Genomic DNA, 18,538 nt, shown 5'->3' on the forward strand with positions numbered 1-18,538 from the left:
CGTCTCCACCGTCTCTCCGATGCGTCCGACCGTCTCTCCAGCCCGTCAGCACCGCCTCAGCAGCGCCGGTGAAGGGGGTTCTAAGTATAACCCGACAAAGCCGCAAGTGGAAAATGACGCCGCTGAGCATTTTTTTGAAACACCCCAAAAAACTGTTTAAAGTCAATGCAGTGAAGAACCTCAAAGGCCACCTCATACCTGCTGACCCGGACTTTTCCCATCGGGTGACCACGGATCAGCACCAAAGGCAAAAGGCGACACTACTATATATTGGGATTTGACCAATGCTGGACACAAGGCTGCGCGACTCAAATCAGCGAGTCGACTCGCTGACTTTAACGGATTCAGCATGGAAGGCCTCAAATATCAGATTTCGAACCATGGCGAGTCTGACAACCAGACATTAAGAAGTCCGACCGCGCCTTCAGTGGGCCCGCACTCTGATCACCTATCTTGCACATCTCTCCGGGATGCGCTCTGGTCCCGGCAATTCGTTTTCGGCTTCAGTAGCGAGACAGGCATGGCACGTCACCTTCCGTTCCCTTTGGTCAGAACCGTCGGGTTTGACGGAGCGCTTGTAACTTTTGCGGACACAATGTCTGAGACCGCGAACCGAGCGGCGCTGGCGTTTCGATCTGAAGTGGATCGGCTTCAGTGGTCAGAGGTCACAGAGTCTTCAGCCTCATTGGCCTCGGCGTATGTTCGGTTCGACACGCAACGCACCACCCATCAGCAGATGTTGCACAAGCTTCAGGACCTAGTTGACCAAAGGGACTGGTACAATACGCCGCTTCCAACTGGCCGCAGGCTATGGCGCATACCGACGGTCTATGGCACCGACCTTGCGCCTCAGCTGGACGATGCCGCTGCTGCTGCCGGTCTCGCGCCGGCAGAAGCGATACGGCGGCTTGGCCAGTCCCGCGTGCGGGTTTTGACGATAGGGTTTGCCCCCGGGCAACCCTACCTTGGGCCATTGCCCCCCGAGTTCAACATTCCGCGGCTGCAAAACCTGACCCCCATGGTGCCCGAAGGCGCTCTGGTTCTTGCAATATCTCAGTTTGTGCTGTTTTCCGGACCGACGCCAACCGGGTGGCAACATGTCGGGCAGACAGCTTTTCGGTGTTTCCGACCTGAGACAAGTGAGGCATTCGCCCTCAACCCCGGGGATGAACTGATGTTCGAGCCCGTTTCCCGCGAAGACTTGGATCACATTAAGGCCAACAATGAGGATGGCACGGGCGGGGCAACCTGCGAGGCGATTGCGCCATGAGCCTGATCGTCCACCAGATCGGCCCGACTTGCACCATCCAGGACCAGGGGCGCATTGGTTATCTGGACCAGGGCCTGTCCCGGTCTGGTGCTGCCGACACACTGGCCCTTTGTGAAGGGGCCGCATTGCTGGGACAGAGCCCGGAACTCGCCGCGCTGGAAGTGGCCGGAATGGGTGGCGAGTTTGAGGCCACACAGAACATGCGCATCGCTTTGACTGGTGCGCGGATGCAGGCCAGTATTGATGGCAGCCCCGTGGCCTGGAACGCCTCGCATCGCTTGGAGCCCGGACAACGGCTGATCATCGGTGCGGCCCTGCAAGGCAATTACGGCTATCTTCACTTGGGGGGCGGTATCGATTCAGAGGTTTTTCTTGGATCTAGATCAGCGCACCTGACGGCACGGACCGGGCGAGCAGTGCAGCCAGGCGACAGGCTGACATGTGGTCCGGATGCAGGCGACGCAGGTTTGAAACTGACCCCTTCCGAGCGCTTCTCGGGTGGCGTGTTACGCGTCGTAGCCAGTTTTCAGACGTCCTTGTTTGATGACGCAACGCTTGATCGATTTGTCCACACCTCATTCCATCGTGGCGCCCGCGCCAACCGTATGGGAATGCAAGTGGACAGTGACGGAGGCGGGTTCGCGGCCACTGGCCAACTGAACATCTTGTCCGAGGTGATCACCCCGGGCGACATCCAGATGACCGGAACCGGAGACCCGTTCATCCTGTTGCCTGAATGCCAGACCACAGGAGGGTACCCTCGCATCGCGACCGTTTTGCCCTGCGACATGCCCCGCGCAGCGCAGACGCCCGCTGGCGGAGCGATCACGTTCGAATTTGTGAGCTTGGATCAGGCCACCGATTTGCACTCGGCATTCCTGGCGGATCTTGCCCGCCTGCCCTCAAAAGTCGAGGCGCTGGTGCGTGACCCGCATGACATCCCGGACCTGTTGTCCTACCAATTGATCAGCGGAGTGATCTCTGCCACCGACTGAGGAGATGTGCCGATGCCAAGCGTCGATCTGAATGCCGATATGGGGGAAAGCTTTGGCCCATGGAAAATGGGCGATGACGAAAGCCTTCTGAAAATCATCACCTCCGCCAATATTGCCTGCGGCTTTCATGCAGGTGATCCGGATGTAATGGCATCTACAATGAAGCTGGCGGCCGAGAATGGTGTCGGCATCGGCGCGCATCCCGGGTTTCCCGATCTGCAAGGTTTTGGTCGCCGGAACATGAAGCTGTCCCAAGGCAACCTGTGCAATCTGGTGCGGTATCAATTGGGTGCGGCGATGGGCGTGGCCAGAGCGGTCGGCACTAAAGTACGGCACCTGAAATTGCACGGAGCACTGGCCAATATGTGTTCGGTTGATATTGATATGGCGCGGGCCTGCTATCAGGGCGCGCTGGACGTCGACCCTGACATCATCGTGATGGTTCTTGCCGTAACGAAACAGGAAGACGCCGTGCGCGAGCTGGGCTGCAATTGGGTGGGCGAGATCTTTGCCGACCGCGCCTACAATGACGACGGAACATTGGTTGACCGCAGCCTGCCCGGAGCCGTGATCCACGACGCGGATGTCGCAGGACCACGCATCCTGAACATGGTGCGTGAAGGCGCCATCATTACCGAAAGCGGCAAGCGGCTGGAGACATCCATCGACACGATTTGCCTTCACGGGGACGGACCGACTGCCGTTCAGATTGCCCGCTCAGTTCGTGAAAGCCTGATCGGGGGCGGTGTAGAGGTGACCAAATTCACCCGCTGAACATCATGCGTTAACACCAGCAGCCCAATTTTACGACTGTTGCCCGTGCAGGTCTCAGCGCTTAGCATGACGGGCAAACGCATATTCTGAATACCATAATTGCAAACAATGCATTGACCCAAAGCGGGCACGTGCAAGGAGGTCGTGGAATGTCATTTGATCTGATGTCTTATCAGCCCCGAGGCGACAAGAAGAACTCGGACTTCTTCAATGAATACCTTCCGAAGATATATCAACGCCGGACAAGCACGGGCGTCGCGGATCAGGTTGGCGCAATGAAGGCCATTATCATTCAGGTCGAACCCGGTGCGCTGTTCGACACAATAGTCGAGCTTTACGTGATGACGCCTTATCGGCACACCGCCAGCTATCTGGGGCAGACCCACAGATTTTCGGTTCTGCATTCGCATCCCGACTATCCCGCGCTTATCCTGATGGCCCCGCTCAGCCCCGGATTTGAAGATTTCATCCCCCGCATCAACCGCATGTACCCGCTGGCGCGCAACATGCCTCAGACGCGTTATGTAGGTGAGGTTTTCGCTGCCAGTGATCTGGACGCGCTGACCGGAGCACTTGAGGATCAGAACATACGCTTCGAGTATTCGGGCGACACCGAGAACCCGTTCTACACATCAGACGGATTCCGATTCACCACGCCGTCGGACTTTACCTGCAACCGGGTTGGGTATTCGCCCCACGACTTTAACGACACCGACAGTCTGGGCCTTGGGGATCGCGTGTTGCTGAGCAATACGGAACAGGCCCGTCTGGAACGGGCCGCCGCCTTCGGAACCGAAAGCAGGATCGCCCCGCTGATGCTGGGAATCGACCATCTTGCGACCCGGGTGCTGGCGGGTGAGCGCGAGGATGCGATCCTCGAATTCCTGACCATGGTGCCCTACTATTTCTGGGGTGCTTACAACATATTCGACATGAACTCATCGACCAACGTGAACCGCAGCGGCAACGTGGACGATGACAAAAAGTCTCCGGCAAAGGTTTTCACCGCAAACAACACGCCATCTTTCGTCAATTCCTTCGCCAAACTGCCAATGCCGACCGAAGATTTCGTGCGCAATTTTGGCCGCCGTCTACACCACATGGCCGTAGAGATTCAGGATGGCGATCACGGCGCCGGGGAAAAGAACGTCGATTTCGTGGTGAACACCTTGAAGGACAAGGGTGTGCCGTTTCTAGCCCATGTGGTGGGTGAGTGCAAAGATGACCCGAACCTGAAACAGATCTTCTCGAAACACTCGAAGCACACCCTGCTGATTACCGAGTATATCGAGCGGTGTCACAAATACGACGGGTTCTTCACCAAGGACAACGTCGCCGCCCTGACGGCTGCCGCCGGACAGGATGAACAATACCAGCACGGTCACGTTTTCGACTGAAAAAAAGGCTGCGGAACACCGCAGCCCAGACCCGTTCAGGAGAGAATATGCCGAACCTTATGACGGCCCGATCATGAAACAGGTGACGTTGCGGGCCTGCAGACGGCGACAGGCCAGATCAGCCTGTTCGCGGGTCATGCCCTGAAAGGTTGCATCGAAACCACGCGAGTTTTGGTTTACCTTGCGCAGCGTGCCTTCCAGCGTGGTCATTTCCGACAATGCAGTCTTCAGCAAAACCTTCTCGGCCTCGTACCGCGTGGTGTAGCGACCCACATTGACGCCCCACAGGTGACCACCGGACGAGGACAGGCGGGTGACGACCTCCTGCTCGGGCTCTGGCTGTTTGGAGGTTTCGGTCGACGCCAGCACCAGATTGTCCGGACGCAATGCCGGACGGGTATCTGAGGTTTCGACAGGCGGGGCAGTAGGCGCGATATCCGCTTCGGCAATGGCCGCCGCAATACCGCTGGTGATGCGATCGCTGTTCTGATCGGCTGCCGCCGCAACAGCACTTGCCACCTGCGTTGCCGCAGTTGGCCGTACAATCGGGCGCAGGCTGGATTTTGGCGCGCCGCTCACACTTGCCACCTGCGTATTGCCACCCAGCCCGGTATTGCCCGCATAAGCGGGGCGTGCCGGTTTGCGAATGGGTGCGCGCGACGGGGCACGACGGAAACCCATATCCAGAAGCTCTGCAACCTTGGCGTTGCGCGAGGCACCGGATTTTCCACCAAAGACGGTTGCGATGATGCGCTCGTCCTTGCGTTTCGCCGACGCCACCAGATTGAAGCCCGCCGCACGGGTATACCCGGTCTTGATACCGTCAGCCCCTTTGTAGGCGGCCAGCAAGCGGCGATTGGTGTTGGGAACGGTCTTAATCCCAGCATGCGTCGATTGCCGCGAGAACAGGTTGTAATACTGCGGGTAATCATACAGCAGATGCCGCCCCAGCGTGGTCATGTCGCGCGCGGTGGACAGGTGCCCCGACTCGGTCAGACCATGGGCGTTCTTGAAGGTCGTGCGGCCCATACCCATTGCTTTCGCGGTCCGGGTCATGCGCCGCGCAAAGGCCGCCTCGGACCCGCTGATGGCAATCCCGATGGCGGTGGCCGCATCATTGGCCGATTTTACGGCTGCCGCACGGATCAGATACCGGAATGCAATCGTCTGACCCGAGCGCAGGCCCAGCTTCGACGGCGGCTCGGCCGCTGCCTTCTTGGTGATCCGAACTTGGGTATCCAACGTGATTTCACCGTTTCGCACGGCTTCGAACGCAACATAAAGCGTCATCATTTTGGTCAGCGACGCCGGATGCAACCGAGTGTCAGCGTTACGCGAATGCAGAACCTCTCCGGTTCGGGCATCGATCACCATCGCAGCGTAGGGTGCCGCCATGGATTTGAGCGGCCCAAACGCCAGCACACATAGCAACGCTATAAGGAATAAGCCCATTCGGGCCGGAACTGTCCGCCGAATCTGCACGGTATTTGCCTCTGTCTGCCTCGCGCCGCCGGGTTTTCCCGGTCAGCAAATTTTGTTTTATTATCGTACAGACTATCACAGAGACCTTGTGAAATAAACCGAAAGCTGAGCTTTTCGCGGTTTCGTTACGCCGCCCGAACAGGGCTATATCTAGACAGATACTGCCCAAAGCACACCAGATGCGCGATTGAGGCAGAACTGGGTCAACACACGGCTGGGTTTTTGTGGAACTGCGGCCAAAAGGCAACATCACTTCAGGCCGCGCACCAGATCGACCAGATCGCCCAAATCCCTCAACTCCCGGAATCGGGGACTGTCGACCGGGGCTTCAGCATGCTCCACCTGCCAGACAAGGCCGTGCGGGACATGAACCCCCCAGCTTCCAGCCTGAATCGGAGCCACAACGTCAGATCGCATGGAATTGCCAACCATCATCGCACTCGCCGGGCCGTCACCGTGTTGGTCAAATATGGACCGGTATGTGTCAGGGGTTTTTTCAGACACGATCTCCACTGCGTCGAACAGATCGCCCAGACCCGACTGAGCCAGTTTGCGCTCTTGATCGATCAGATCCCCTTTGGTGATCAAGACAACCCGGCACAAGTCGGTCATGCCTTCCACGGCTTCGCGGGCATGGGGCAACAGCTCGATCGGATAGGCCAGCATTTCTTGGCCGGCTTCGATCAATTGGCGAATGACCGAGGCCGGAACACGGTCGTCAGTGACCTCGATAGCAGTTTCGATCATCGATAGGACAAAGCCCTTGATTCCATAACCGTAATGTCGAATGTTGCGCTTTTCGGCCGCCAGAAGCCGCTCCATCAGATGGTCCCGGTCGGCATGCTCGGCCAGCAATTCAGCAAAATGCGCCTGCGTCAGCTGAAAAAACCGCTCGTTGTGCCAAAGGGTATCATCCGCATCGAAACCGATTGTCGTCAGCCTGTCAGTCATCTTGTTTACGTCCGCTTGCTCTTTTCACCGGCCATCCCCACGTTATATAAGCGCGGAGATAAACCCCAAGCCTGAATCGGACCGTTGCCTACGATGCTGGAAAAGACCTGGATGATGTCTGACGAACCGGACGACGACAGCGACGCGTCCGTCCTGCTGCAGACGCGCCCTAAAACCAAGCGTCCGCCTTTGTACAAGGTGCTGTTGCTGAACGACGATTACACGCCGATGGAGTTCGTGGTTCATGTGCTGGAACGTTTCTTTGGCATGACCCATGCGGAAGCGTTCGAGATCATGCTGACCGTGCATAAAAAAGGTGTAGCCGTCGTCGGCGTCTTCAGTCATGAGATTGCCGAGACCAAAGTTGGCCAGGTGATGGATTTTGCCCGCAGGCACCAGCACCCGCTGCAATGCACCATGGAACGCGAAGAATAAGGCTTTTCGCCTGACGCTCACCCACTTTCTGCCGGAATAGCCCATGTCCCCTCGCCTGGAACTTGCATTGCAAAACGACCTGTCGCTGTCGCTGCCTCTTAGCGTGATCTGCCCCGTGCCAGGCCATGATTTGTCAGTGCTTCCCCAGGGGGCGCAGGTGGTGCAACCGTTCAAACCTTTTCACGACCATTTTGCTGCGCAGGGCTTTGACACGGTGCCAGAAACAGACGGCCCCTGTCAGGATGCCATTGTGTTTTTGCCGCGCGCCAAGGCGCTGGCGCGGGCGATGATCCATCTGGCCAGTTCACGAGCCCGAGGCGTTGTCGTGATCGATGGCGCAAAGACCGACGGTGTGGACAGCATTCTGAAAGATGTACGCAAAAGGACCTCGGTCGAAGGGCCTCTATCCAAAGCCCACGGTAAAATTTTCTGGTTTCAGGCTGACACACAGACCTTCGCAGATTGGGCCGCGCCAAAGACGCAGATGGTCGATGGATACCACACGGCACCAGGTGTGTTTTCAGCCGACGGGATTGATCCCGCTTCGGCCATGTTGCTGAACGCCTTGCCCGCCAAGCTGGGGCCTCACGTGGCGGATCTGGGTGCAGGATGGGGGTATCTGACCGCAGAGATCCTGGAGCGCGACACTGTGAAATCCGTGCACCTTGTCGAAGCAGACAACCTGGCCCTCAACTGCGCGCGTATCAACGCATCTGACCCGAAGGCCCGGTTTTATTGGGCCGACGCCGTCACCTGGACTGCGCCAGAGCCTATAGACACGGTGGTGATGAACCCTCCGTTTCACACCTCACGCAGCGCGGATCCAACGCTGGGTCAGGGGTTCATCATCGCTGCCGCGCGAAATCTGACCCGCAACGGGACCCTATGGATGGTGGCAAATCGCCACCTTCCATACGAGACAACGCTGAACGAACAACTCACTCAGGTCAATGAAGTCGCCGGCGACAACCGGTTCAAGGTGTTTCAGGCCACTCGCCCTCGACGCTAAGGCTCGCTAACCTGCCCCCAATTCAGGAGGATTCGTATGTCCTTTTCCATCGCAGGCAAGACAGCAATCGTTACAGGCGGGGCCAATGGCATCGGGCTGGCCATAGGACGGCATTTCGCAGATGCGGGCGCAAACGTCATGTTCGCCGATATAGATGAAAAAAGCCTGGTCGATGAGGTTGGTGAACAGGCAGAGGACGGCAATATTCGCTACTTCGCAGGCGATCTGCGCGAAAAGCTGACCATTGCCAATTTACTGTCGGCAACACTGGATGCGTTTGATCAGGTGGATATTCTGATCAACGGGGCGCGCCAGGTGATCCAGTCTGATCCGCTGGACCCTGATGATGACTCGATGCGCACCTTGCTGAACCAGAACCTGATGCCTGCCCTGCGGCTCAGCCAACTGGTCGCAAAGCGTATGATCAAACAGTCCGGGGATGACGATGAAAGCCCGGCAGGATCGATCATCAACCTGTCTTCAATCGCAGCCCGGCGCACGCATCCGGACCTGATGGCCTATTCCGTGTCGACCGCCGCGTTGGATCAGTTGACACGTTCACTGGCCGTGGCGCTGGCGCCGAACCGCATCCGGGTCAATTCGATTGCGCTCGGCTCGGTCATGAGCGCATCCCTTCAATCGACGCTGAGAGAGAACCGAGACTTCCGAGACGATATCGAAAAGCACACACCGCTTGCCCGCATCGCGTCGGCCACCGAATTGACGGAAACCGCGCAGTACCTGGCATCGGATGCAGCCGGATTCATCACCGGCCAGATCCTGACAATCGACGGCGGCCGCACATTGCTTGACCCTGTTGCCGCACCTGCGCATTAAGACCCATGTTCGAAAAAGAAAAATCCACCGCCTCTGCCTGGTTCCGCCAATTGCGCGACGACATTGTTGCCGCGTTCGAAGCGTTGGAGGACAGCCACGATGCCGGCCCGTTTTCCGACATGAAACCCGGCCGGTTTGAAGTGAAGGAAACCAAACGCCAGTCCGAAGACGGCTCTGACGCAGGCGGCGGTCTGATGTCCGTGATGCGAGGCGGGCGTGTGTTTGAAAAGGTCGGGGTCAATGTCTCGACAGTTTACGGGACCCTGGGCGAGCGTGCACAACAGGCAATGGCAGCACGCAAAGGCATTCCCGGGATGACCGAAGACCCGCGTTTCTGGGCCTCGGGGATCAGCCTCGTGGCGCATATTCAGAACCCGCATGTTCCAGCGGTGCATATGAACACTCGGATGTTCTGGACCCCGCACGCCTGGTGGTTTGGTGGCGGATCAGATCTGAACCCCTGCATCGAGTATGATGAAGACACGGCGCATTTCCACGCGACCCAAAAGGCTCATCTGGACCCGCATGGCCCCGGACATTATCCACGTCTGAAGGAGTGGGCAGACGAGTATTTCTATATCCCCCACCGCAAACGCGCACGCGGCGTAGGCGGTATTTTCATGGATGATTATTGCACCGGAGACTGGCAGGCGGATTTCGCCCTGACGCAGGATATCGGTCGGGCTTTCCTGCCGGCTTTCCTGCCATTGGTTGAAAAACGACGTGTACAGGGTTTCTCGGACTCCGACAAAGACACTCAGTTGGTGCATCGCGGTCTTTATGCGGAATACAATCTGGTCTATGACCGCGGCACTAAGTTCGGACTGGAAACCGGACATGACCCGGACGCGGTTCTGATGAGCCTGCCGCCGTTGGCGAAATGGGTCTGACGCTTAGAACGTGTCCATGATGAAATTGTCATAGCAGTAGTTCTGCGCCGACGACGCCGACATATTTGCCCCAACTTTCCTGACGGTGATGGAATACCCGGGCTTGGTATCCGCCCCCGGCGGCGGGGTCAGCGAGAATTGCACGGTCCGGACACCGGGTTCATAGGCGCGCCAGATATAGATCCGCTGGTTGTTTGGCACGCCCAGCGAGCGGATCGCATAGTCCCCGATCCCACACCAATAGTTCACGGGCGCCGACGATCCGATGGCCTTGACCTCATAGACACCGTCCGGCATCGGAGTGATATCCGTGCGAAATTGCGGTCGAACGGACAGACCGAACCCAACAGCCTCGGCCATTGCAGGTATCAACAAAAGTGCAGCAGCAGCAAAAGACTTTACTAAACGCATAATCCAGATATCCCGAAACTAGGGGCCGATACCAATAACATAGCCGGGACGACCTGCGAGTAAAGCGGGACATGCCAACGAACCTGTAACACTGACCACAACAGCGAATTAATTCTACTCAAATTGCAGGAAAGCATTACACTCTCTGTAAACTTTTGGGTCCCGTTACACTGTTGGGCATTTCTTTGAGCAAGACGTTTCCAAAAGACTGGTTTGATTTCCCGCCTGAGAAATACTCGGATCTGGGCGCAATGTTCTATCTGGCAGGGCTGACGACAACACATCAGAAACGCAGTCTGGCACAGGTTTTGTATGCGTTCGAAACCCCGTTTCGCCTGGGCCAGTACCATATCTTCCGACAGAACGGATTCCCCCGAGGCTTTGTCACGTTCGCCGGGCTCAGCCCCGAGGTCGAGCACCGCTATGCAGTAAAAGGAAAACCCCTCACAGACGCGAATTTCACCAGCGGACCCTCTTTCTGGATCATCGATCTGGTGGCCCCGTTTGGACAGACCAGCCAAATTGTTGATATCCTCAAGCAGGAGATCCCGCACCAGCGTGTGCGCACCAACCGGATGGACAGTGACATGACACGCAATCGGATTGTCGAATGGACGCGGGATGAAGCAGGCGAAGTTCACATGCGCCTGTATCGAAAGAAGGAATTTGAACGCGTGTTGCAGCAAGGCGAGGGTTAATTGGTTTCAGTTCCGATCACAGGCGAACTGACCGGGGATGTGACTGGTTTCCCGCCCAACGTGGAGACGGGACAACCCACGTTGGACAATGGAAACTTCAATCCGGTCACACAAACCTGGACGATAGCGGCACAGCCCGCCAACGGAACCGCCTCGATCGACCCGAACACAGGAGAGTGGACCTATACCGTCGACCCGACATTTTTCGATGGTCTCGACAAAGGCGAAGTTGTCTTCGATTCTTTCTTCATCAGCGTCTCGGGTACAACGCAAGTCGGCCCATTCACCCTTCCATTCACCGGCACACCGGACCCGGTGGAAGTGGTCATCAGGATTGAAGGCGTCTGTTTTGCAGCCGGAACTCTGATTGAGACTGAAAACGGCCCAACTGCGATTGAAACGCTGGAGGTAGGTCACAAGGTGGCTACCGAGGATAACGGTCTGCAACCCATCCGCTGGATCGAAAGCAGTACGATTCCACGCGAACGATTATGCGATGAACCTGTTATGCGCCCCGTTCGTATCTCGGCGGGCAGTCTGGGGCCGAACGAACCCTCTCGCGACCTTCTCGTGTCGCAACAGCACAGAATTCTGGTAAAGGGCCCGAAGGTCGAGTTGCTTTTCAGCGCATCCGAAGCCCTGGTTGCCGCCAAACACCTGTGCGGATGGCCCGGCATTGGCATCGATACATCTGTTGAAGCCATCGAATATCTCCACGTCCTGCTGGACCGACACGAAATCCTGAGCGCCAACGGAGCGCTGGCCGAAAGCCTGTTTCTGGGGGAAGAGGCGCTGTATACTTTGTCCTCTGACGCTTTGCGGGAGCTGGCCGCAATATTCCCGGACAGGCCGACCCCGGGTCATACCGGGTTCGGGCGCGCGGCTCGTCTGGTACTGCGCGAACACGAAGCCCGCGCCCTCGCCCGAGACTAACTACCGGCCACAATATGTCCGCCGACATCCTGCGGGGCCAATGCAACCGTCTTGATCACCGCATGACATGTGCTGCCCGGTTGCAGGTTAAGGGCCGCAACAGATCGACGCGTGACCCGCGCCAGCACATTGCCCGCCGGGGTCCTTACGGACACGATCGCACCAGGTCCCTCGCCCGACCGGATCTCTTCGACAGTGCCGCTGAGCACATTCAGCGCCGAAAGCCCCTCGGGTTTTTTGTTCGACAGGATCACTTCCTGCGCAGGAATACGAATACGCAAGTTAGCTCCGATCTCATGCGCAATGCGAGGCAGAAACAACCGTGCGCCATTGGCATTCAATTCCGTCAGCCCATCGGAATGATGCTTTGCAACCTGAACCTGCAACACGGCCCCGACGGCACGGACACCCGTAGGGGCCACAGACGGGTCGGCAAGAACTTCGGATGCGGGCCCATGACGAACGGCCTTGCCATCCTGCAACGCAACGACGGACGTTGCCAATCGGGCCACTTCAGCAGCCGAGTGCGTCACATAGAGGATCGGAACCGAAACCTCATCCCTGAGACGCTCGAAATAGGGCAGGATTTCCGCTTTTCGCCCATCATCCAGTGCCGCCAGAGGTTCATCTGCCAGGATCAATCGCGGGCTTGCCAACAAGGCCCGCCCGATGGCGACACGTTGTTTCTCACCGCCTGACAACCCGGCAGGTCTGCGGTCCAGAAGATGACCGATGCCCAGCATGTCGATGACCCTGTCGGGGTCTTCGCGTCGTGTATTCTTCGGCGCGAACCATCGCCCATAAGCAAGGTTCTGACGCACGGTCAGATGAGGGAACAACCGCCCTTCCTGAAAAATATATCCCAATCGACGCCGATGCGGCGGCAGCCAGAGCCCCTTTTCCGTGTCGAACAGAACCCAGTCATCCACGGACACACGTCCCGCCTCGGGCCGCAGCAACCCTGCGACTGCATTGACAATGGTGGTCTTGCCCGATCCGGAGCGCCCAAAAAGCACTGTTACGCCGGGGGGTGCATCAAAACTGACGTCCAGATCTATCCCTGACAGATGGTGGTGCAACCGAACAGACAGGCTCATGATCCGGCCACCCGCGCGGCGGCGCGGCGTCCCACATATTCTGAAAGCAACAACGCGCTCATCGCGATGACGATCGAGATCAGAACCAGCCGCGTCGCAGCGGCCTCGCCGCCTGGAACCTGCAAAAAGGCGTAAACAGCCGAAGGCAATGTCTGCGTCTGACCCGGAATATTGGACACGAAAGTGATCGTCGCACCGAATTCACCCATGGCCTTGGCGAAAGCCAAAATAGACCCGGCTATGACCCCTGGTAGAATCATCGGTAAGGTCACGGTAAAAAACACCATCGGGCGCGACGCGCCCAGTGTTGCTCCTGCCTGCTCCAGCTTCGGGTCCACCGCTTCGATCGACAAACGTATCGCCCGGACCATCAAAGGGAAGGCCATGATTCCGGCGGCAAGGGCTGCACCTGTCCAGCGAAAGGCCACTACGATCCCGAACTCGGCCAAGATCCGCCCCAGTGGCCCTTGAATGCCGAAGGTCAGCAACAACAGGTATCCGGTGACAACAGGCGGCAGGATCAGCGGCAAATGCACCAGACCATTCAAAACCTGTCGCCCGGGAAACCGCCAGCGGGCCAGAGCGTAAGCGACAAATATCCCAATCGGCAAAGTCGCCAGCGTCGCCCAAAAGGACACGCGCAGTGAAAGTTTCAAGGCTTCAACTTCTGCAGGCCCTAACCAATCCAAGGCAATCACCTGCCCGGCAGGGTAAATCCCTGCTCCAGAAATACAGCCGTGACAGCATCCGTCTTCAGGTGTTCAAGGAAAGCGTGTGCTCCTTCTTTTGCATTGAGGGTCAGTGCCGCAGGGTAAATTATCGGTGGATGCAGGTCGGCGCGAAAAGTCGCAACGACGTGGACCCTTTCCTCCACCTTGGCATCTGATTGGTACACGATCCCCAATGGCGCGGCCCCTGCTGCCACCAGAGCCAGCGCAGCGCGAACATTGTCGGCCTGCGCCACCTGATTCCGCACAGCTTCCCACTGGTTCAGACTCTGCAAAGCAGCTTTGCCATAAATCCCGGCAGGCACCGCATCAACCAGTGCCATGGCCAGATAGCCATCTTTCAATTCCGCCCTGAGGTCATAGCCCGGTTGGATTTCGCCCATTTCGACACGATCATCAGACCCGATCAGAACCAGACCGTTGCCCAGCAAATCCACTCGAGAATCTGCCCGAATTAGACCATCCTGCTCCAACACATCCATCCAATCCGTGTTGGCCGAGACAAACATATCCGCAGGTGCGCCCTGCTGAATCTGCCGCGCCAGAACCGACGACGCCGCATAAGAAACAGTAACTCTCTGGCCGGTCTGGTTTTCATACCCCACCACAATTTCATCCAAAGCGGTCTTGAGGCTGGCCGCTGCAAAAACCAGAATGCCTTCGGCACCGGCCCGGATTGGGGCCAGCGCCAATATGCCAAAGACCAGTGCCACCATCCAAAATCGGCGGCCGAAGGATAGGGTCATGTATACTCCCGACCGGATCGTTTCAGTTTCTCCGGGAATATCGGACGCCACAGGTGGCGCGCAAGCGCCTTTGGCCATTTACACATGATGGGTCGAAAGTTCAGCGCAACATTTGCTGTCGATCTGCCTGGAATTGGGTTACACACTCCTTGGCCTGAGAGGGGTCCTGAGTACACGTATGTTCAGTCGACCGCTCATACGATGCAACGTTGGTCGGCTGCTGATCAAGGAAAACAAGAAAATCTTCCAGACCCTCTTGCGCCCGCCCGCAGGCTTGGCTAAATGCAGCCCCACGGGTGATTAGCTCAGTTGGTAGAGCGCTTCGTTTACACCGAAGATGTCGGGAGTTCGAGTCTCTCATCACCCACCATTCTCCCGTCAAAGCATCAGCATTCAAACAATATCGAAATGCCGAGGCGCAGTTGCAACCGATTGCAAGTCGAGATCGATGATGCATAATGCACCAGCAATGCCACACTTATCTGTTTCCCTGCCCCACTACTATCGGAGTTCCCCGGCGTGAGTGTAACTCTGAAAGACGTGGCCGCTTTGGCCGGCGTTTCACGATCCGCCGTGTCGCGCACCTTTACTGAAGGTGCCTCGGTTTCTGCAAAAACGCGCAGCAAGGTTGAAAAGGCGGCCCGTGAGCTGGGCTATAGTCCCAATGCCCTGGCGTCGTCTCTGACGACCGGGCGCACCAAACTGATCGGATTGATTTCGAACAACTTTCACAACCCGATTTTCCTGGAAGTCTTCGATCAGTTTACACGCGCCCTGCAGGAACGCGGCCTGCGCCCGCTGATCGTGAACCTGACGGACGAAACCGAACCTGCCAACTCTGTCCGAATGCTGCGCCAATACTCGGTTGACGCAGCTATCGTGGCATCCTCGACGTTACCGCCCAGTTTTGCAAAGGCCTTTCATGATGCGGGTGTACCAGTGGTGCACACGTTCGGCCGGTCTGCCACCTCGCCCGAAGTCCATGTGGTCGGGATCGACAACGTGGAATGCGGACGCATGGCTGCGCGCGAGCTGGTCGCGCGGGGCTATGCCAGTGTGGGCTATCTGGGCGGGCCGCAGGATGCGACCTCGTCCCTGGACCGGCAACGGGGCTTCATTGAAGAAATGGCCGGCCATCCGCAGATTCCGGTCAGCCACTCCTTCGCCGGGGCCTATTCCTTCGAAGCGGGGCGGGCCGAGATGCTGCGCCTGCTGGCCGGTGATCCGGCGCAGGCCTATTTCTGCGGCGATGACATCCTGTCGATCGGGGCGCTGTCAGCGCTGGCCGATCACGGGCTGAAACCGGGCACCGATATCGGAATCATCGGCCTGAACGACATGGAGATGTCGCGCTGGGAATATATCAACCTGACCACCATCCATCAGCCGATCAAGCAGATCATCACTTCGTCCGTGGATCTGGTCGTCGAGATGTTGAAAGAGCCTCAGCGTTATCCCGAAGCCCGAATTTTCCCCTGCCGGGTGATTGAGCGGGGCACTCTACGGCCCCGCGTCTGATCAACGAAACATTGGCGGGCGGGCATCATGCCAAGCGCCATCTGCTTTGCCCGAAGCAACAGCCGCGTGAACGGCGGCGATCGATCGCACACCATCAGCAGCATCGGGCAGCCCATCCCGGCTTTCACCGCGGATTGCATCCGCCAGATCGCAATAGATATTGGCGACGGCCAGTGGGAACCCCTCGGGGTGCGCGATGGCGACACGTGACAGGCGCTGAGCTTCGCCATGCAGACCGCCCTCGCCCTTTTCTATGATCTGTGTACGCCCACCAACGGGTGTATAGATTAATTGGTTGGGCTGCTCAGACGCCCAGCGCAGCCCGCCGGTTTCGCCAAAGACCTGTATGTCAAAGCCATGCTGGCGCCCGATCGCCACAGAGGATGTCCAAAGACGCCCGACTGTGCCGCCTTCCATACGAAAGTTGATCATTGCATCGTCTTCCAGCTCCCGGCTTGCGATCGTTGAGGCCATATCGGCCGAAAGCGTCTTCACCTCATCATCGCAGATAAAACTGGCCATATGCAGTGCGTGAATACCGCAATCGGCAAACTGCCCGGAAACGCCTGCCATCGCAGGGTCATAGCGCCACCGCACACGCGGATTGTCGGCATCGGTGGCATCCCCGTGGTGGCCATGGCTGAAATTGGTCACCACAAGACGCACCTGTCCGATTTCGCCCGCGCGCACCATCGCGCGGGCCTGACGTACCATGGGATAGGCGGAATAGCAGTAGTTCACCGCGCAGATCTTTCCCGATGCTTCGGCAACGCGGACTATTTCCTCACCCTCTTCCACGGTCATGGTCATCGGCTTTTCACACAGGACATTGAAGCCTGCTTCAAGATACGCCTTGGCAATCTCGAAATGGGTCGAGTTGGGTGTGGCGATGGTCACCAGGTCAACCCGGTCTTCACGGTCTTTCTCGCCTGCCAGCATCTCTTGCCAGTCTCCATAGGCGCGATCGGTGGCAACACCCAATCGCTGCGCGTATTCCCGGCCGGTTTCGGGCCGGTGATCCAGCGCGCCAGCGGCAAATTCAAACAGCCCGTCAGCCTGTGCCCCCAAGCGGTGCGCAGGACCAATCTGGCTGCCTTCACCACCACCGATCATGCCCCATCTCAACTTAAACATGGTCATTGTCTCTCATTAAAGCTTTTAGGTTGAGCGATCAGAAATCGCAGATGTCTTTCCACTGCCGCTGATCTGACGACGCCAACGCGGCAGCAAGCACGCGGTTGACCTCATGCCCGTCGCGAAAAGAGGGCCAAGTGGCTTTTCCGGTATGGATGGCCTGCAGAAAATCTTTGGCCTCGATAATGATCTGGTCCTGATAGCCCGTTCCGTGGCCCGGACCCTGGCAGAAAGGCTCGTAATCCGGATGCGCCGGGCCGGTCAGGATCTTGGCAAACCCGCGCGTGGCTTCGGGCCCTTCCCGCTTATACAGCCACAGCGCGTTCTGGTCTTCCTGATCGAACCGGATAGCGCCCTTTGTTCCAGATATTTCATAAGCATAGCCCATTTTTCGCCCCGTCGCGACGCGGCTGAAATACAGGTTGCCCATAACCCCGTTTTCGAACCGGCACATCATCTGGGCGTGGTCGTCGTTTGTCACCTCACCACCAGGTCGGGTTTTGTGAACCGTTTCAACATCCGCCATCACCTGTGCGATGGGTCCAACCAGTGCCAACGCACCGTTGACCATGTGCGGTGCCAGATCTCCGATTGTGCCATTGGCCATGCCTGTCGTGCGCCAGGTCGCCGGAGCTCGCGGGTCGGCATAGAAATCTTCGGTGTGCTCCCCCCGGAACCAAGTGACATCCCCAATCTCTCCGTCGGCGATCAGCTGGCGGGCGAATTGGCTTGCGGGCGTGCGAATATAGTTGAACCCCACCATGTTGACCGCACCCGAAGCCTCGGCAGCAGCAACCATAGCCTGGCTGTCCGCAAGCGACGCGCCCAATGGCTTTTCACACAGAACCGGTTTGCCCAGTGCAAAAGCCGCTTCGGCAATCTGACGATGCGTGGATTGAGGCGAGGCGATGACGATTGCCTCGACCTGTGGGTCCTCAACCAATACACGCCAATCGTGGGTCGCGCGTTTGTACCCGTAGGCTGTGCTGTATCGTTCAGCGCTATCGGGGCGGGACGAACAAATGACCTCCAGTCGGGGTCTCAATGCCGTGTTGAACACTGCACCGACCGCAGACATGGCTACGGAATGGGCCTTGCCCATATAGCCGCCGCCGACGATTCCAATTCCGATTTCAGGCATCTGCAACGGCTCCGAACATATCATTTGCAACCGGTTGCAAAATCAGTATCGTGTGAATCGATTCAACGCAAGGTCCAAACTTTGCCGACCCC

General features: G+C 57.8%; 19 protein-coding genes and 1 tRNA gene. 12 read left to right on the forward strand and 8 right to left on the reverse strand.

Annotation, left to right across the window (positions count from 1 at the left end):
* The first annotated feature begins 520 nt into the window (after window positions 1–520).
* The 4 genes from AC2FLP_RS18170 to AC2FLP_RS18185 all read left to right on the forward strand — a co-directional run bounded on the left by AC2FLP_RS18170 (window position 521) and on the right by AC2FLP_RS18185 (window position 4,436).
* Entirely contained in the window at window positions 521–1,270 is a 750-nt protein-coding gene (locus tag AC2FLP_RS18170; protein ID WP_117872353.1) for a 5-oxoprolinase subunit B family protein, read from the forward strand.
* Window positions 1,267–2,265 carry a 5-oxoprolinase subunit C family protein gene (locus AC2FLP_RS18175; RefSeq protein WP_496685376.1) on the forward strand — a complete coding sequence of 333 codons (999 nt, stop codon included), beginning with the start codon at window positions 1,267–1,269 and terminating at the stop codon, window positions 2,263–2,265. The genes AC2FLP_RS18170 and AC2FLP_RS18175 overlap by 4 nt, the downstream gene beginning before the upstream one ends.
* A gap of 12 nt (window positions 2,266–2,277) precedes the next feature.
* Window positions 2,278–3,039, forward strand: a complete 762-nt coding sequence (locus AC2FLP_RS18180) for a LamB/YcsF family protein (RefSeq protein WP_117872349.1) — start codon at window positions 2,278–2,280, stop codon at window positions 3,037–3,039.
* 149 nt (window positions 3,040–3,188) lie between these two features.
* Window positions 3,189–4,436, forward strand: a complete 1,248-nt coding sequence (locus AC2FLP_RS18185) for a hypothetical protein (protein ID WP_299901490.1) — start codon at window positions 3,189–3,191, stop codon at window positions 4,434–4,436.
* Between the two features lie 57 nt (window positions 4,437–4,493).
* Here the strand turns inward: AC2FLP_RS18185 and AC2FLP_RS18190 are convergent, their stop codons facing one another.
* Together AC2FLP_RS18190 and AC2FLP_RS18195 are read right to left on the reverse strand one after the other, a co-directional pair.
* The gene (locus AC2FLP_RS18190; protein ID WP_299901487.1) at window positions 4,494–5,888 is read right to left on the reverse strand and encodes a D-alanyl-D-alanine carboxypeptidase family protein; all 1,395 of its coding nucleotides are present in this window, start codon (window positions 5,886–5,888) and stop codon (window positions 4,494–4,496) included.
* A 279-nt stretch (window positions 5,889–6,167) separates the two neighbouring features.
* Window positions 6,168–6,869, reverse strand: a complete 702-nt coding sequence (locus tag AC2FLP_RS18195) for an HAD family hydrolase (protein ID WP_299901484.1) — start codon at window positions 6,867–6,869, stop codon at window positions 6,168–6,170.
* 93 nt (window positions 6,870–6,962) lie between these two features.
* Between AC2FLP_RS18195 and clpS the strand changes: the two genes are divergently transcribed.
* Genes clpS through hemF form a run of 4 tightly spaced genes read left to right on the forward strand, consistent with a single transcriptional unit; the run spans window position 6,963 to window position 10,040 of the window.
* The gene (gene clpS, locus AC2FLP_RS18200) at window positions 6,963–7,304 is read left to right on the forward strand and encodes an ATP-dependent Clp protease adapter ClpS (protein ID WP_117872341.1); all 342 of its coding nucleotides are present in this window, start codon (window positions 6,963–6,965) and stop codon (window positions 7,302–7,304) included.
* Between the two features lie 43 nt (window positions 7,305–7,347).
* Window positions 7,348–8,313 (forward strand): class I SAM-dependent methyltransferase, encoded by a 966-nt coding sequence (locus AC2FLP_RS18205; protein ID WP_299901480.1) that lies wholly within the window; start codon window positions 7,348–7,350, stop codon window positions 8,311–8,313.
* Window positions 8,314–8,349: 36 nt separating this feature from the next.
* Window positions 8,350–9,150: an SDR family NAD(P)-dependent oxidoreductase gene (locus AC2FLP_RS18210; RefSeq protein ID WP_299901477.1), complete on the forward strand. Its 801-nt coding sequence runs from the start codon at window positions 8,350–8,352 to the stop codon at window positions 9,148–9,150.
* A 5-nt stretch (window positions 9,151–9,155) separates the two neighbouring features.
* Window positions 9,156–10,040, forward strand: coding sequence for an oxygen-dependent coproporphyrinogen oxidase (gene hemF / locus AC2FLP_RS18215; RefSeq protein WP_299901474.1), 885 nt, complete (start codon window positions 9,156–9,158; stop codon window positions 10,038–10,040).
* Window positions 10,041–10,043: 3 nt separating this feature from the next.
* Here hemF and AC2FLP_RS18220 read toward each other — a convergent pair whose 3' ends face one another.
* The gene (locus AC2FLP_RS18220; protein WP_496685381.1) at window positions 10,044–10,451 is read right to left on the reverse strand and encodes a hypothetical protein; all 408 of its coding nucleotides are present in this window, start codon (window positions 10,449–10,451) and stop codon (window positions 10,044–10,046) included.
* Between the two features lie 185 nt (window positions 10,452–10,636).
* On the opposite strand from AC2FLP_RS18220, the gene AC2FLP_RS18225 reads away from it, so the two are divergent.
* Together AC2FLP_RS18225 and AC2FLP_RS18230 are read left to right on the forward strand one after the other, a co-directional pair.
* A complete protein-coding gene (locus AC2FLP_RS18225) occupies window positions 10,637–11,149 on the forward strand; it encodes a toxin-activating lysine-acyltransferase (protein ID WP_496685384.1) in 513 nt (170 codons plus the stop codon).
* Window positions 11,150–12,082: a Hint domain-containing protein gene (locus tag AC2FLP_RS18230; protein WP_299901470.1), complete on the forward strand. Its 933-nt coding sequence runs from the start codon at window positions 11,150–11,152 to the stop codon at window positions 12,080–12,082.
* On the opposite strand, the gene modC is transcribed toward AC2FLP_RS18230, so the two are convergent.
* Genes modC through modA form a run of 3 tightly spaced genes read right to left on the reverse strand, consistent with a single transcriptional unit; the run spans window position 12,079 to window position 14,653 of the window.
* Complete coding sequence (gene modC, locus AC2FLP_RS18235; protein ID WP_299901467.1) at window positions 12,079–13,179, reverse strand: molybdenum ABC transporter ATP-binding protein; 1,101 nt, start codon at window positions 13,177–13,179, stop codon at window positions 12,079–12,081. The two genes, AC2FLP_RS18230 and modC, sit on opposite strands and share 4 nt — an antisense overlap.
* The gene (modB, locus tag AC2FLP_RS18240; protein WP_299901464.1) at window positions 13,176–13,868 is read right to left on the reverse strand and encodes a molybdate ABC transporter permease subunit; all 693 of its coding nucleotides are present in this window, start codon (window positions 13,866–13,868) and stop codon (window positions 13,176–13,178) included. The genes modC and modB overlap by 4 nt, the downstream gene beginning before the upstream one ends.
* Window positions 13,869–13,873: 5 nt before the next feature.
* The gene (gene modA, locus AC2FLP_RS18245) at window positions 13,874–14,653 is read right to left on the reverse strand and encodes a molybdate ABC transporter substrate-binding protein (RefSeq protein WP_496685388.1); all 780 of its coding nucleotides are present in this window, start codon (window positions 14,651–14,653) and stop codon (window positions 13,874–13,876) included.
* Window positions 14,654–14,947: 294 nt separating this feature from the next.
* On the opposite strand from modA, the gene AC2FLP_RS18250 reads away from it, so the two are divergent.
* Together AC2FLP_RS18250 and AC2FLP_RS18255 are read left to right on the forward strand one after the other, a co-directional pair.
* Window positions 14,948–15,023, forward strand: a tRNA-Val gene (locus tag AC2FLP_RS18250).
* Between the two features lie 149 nt (window positions 15,024–15,172).
* Complete coding sequence (locus AC2FLP_RS18255) at window positions 15,173–16,171, forward strand: LacI family DNA-binding transcriptional regulator (RefSeq protein ID WP_299639828.1); 999 nt, start codon at window positions 15,173–15,175, stop codon at window positions 16,169–16,171.
* Here the strand turns inward: AC2FLP_RS18255 and AC2FLP_RS18260 are convergent, their stop codons facing one another.
* Window positions 16,172–17,305, reverse strand: coding sequence for a Gfo/Idh/MocA family protein (locus AC2FLP_RS18260; protein WP_496685444.1), 1,134 nt, complete (start codon window positions 17,303–17,305; stop codon window positions 16,172–16,174).
* Window positions 17,306–17,342: 37 nt separating this feature from the next.
* Entirely contained in the window at window positions 17,343–18,446 is a 1,104-nt protein-coding gene (locus AC2FLP_RS18265) for a Gfo/Idh/MocA family protein (RefSeq protein WP_496685392.1), read from the reverse strand.
* Between the last annotated feature and the right edge of the window lie 92 nt (window positions 18,447–18,538).

This window comes from Ruegeria sp. CDSA141, from assembly GCF_059612005.1.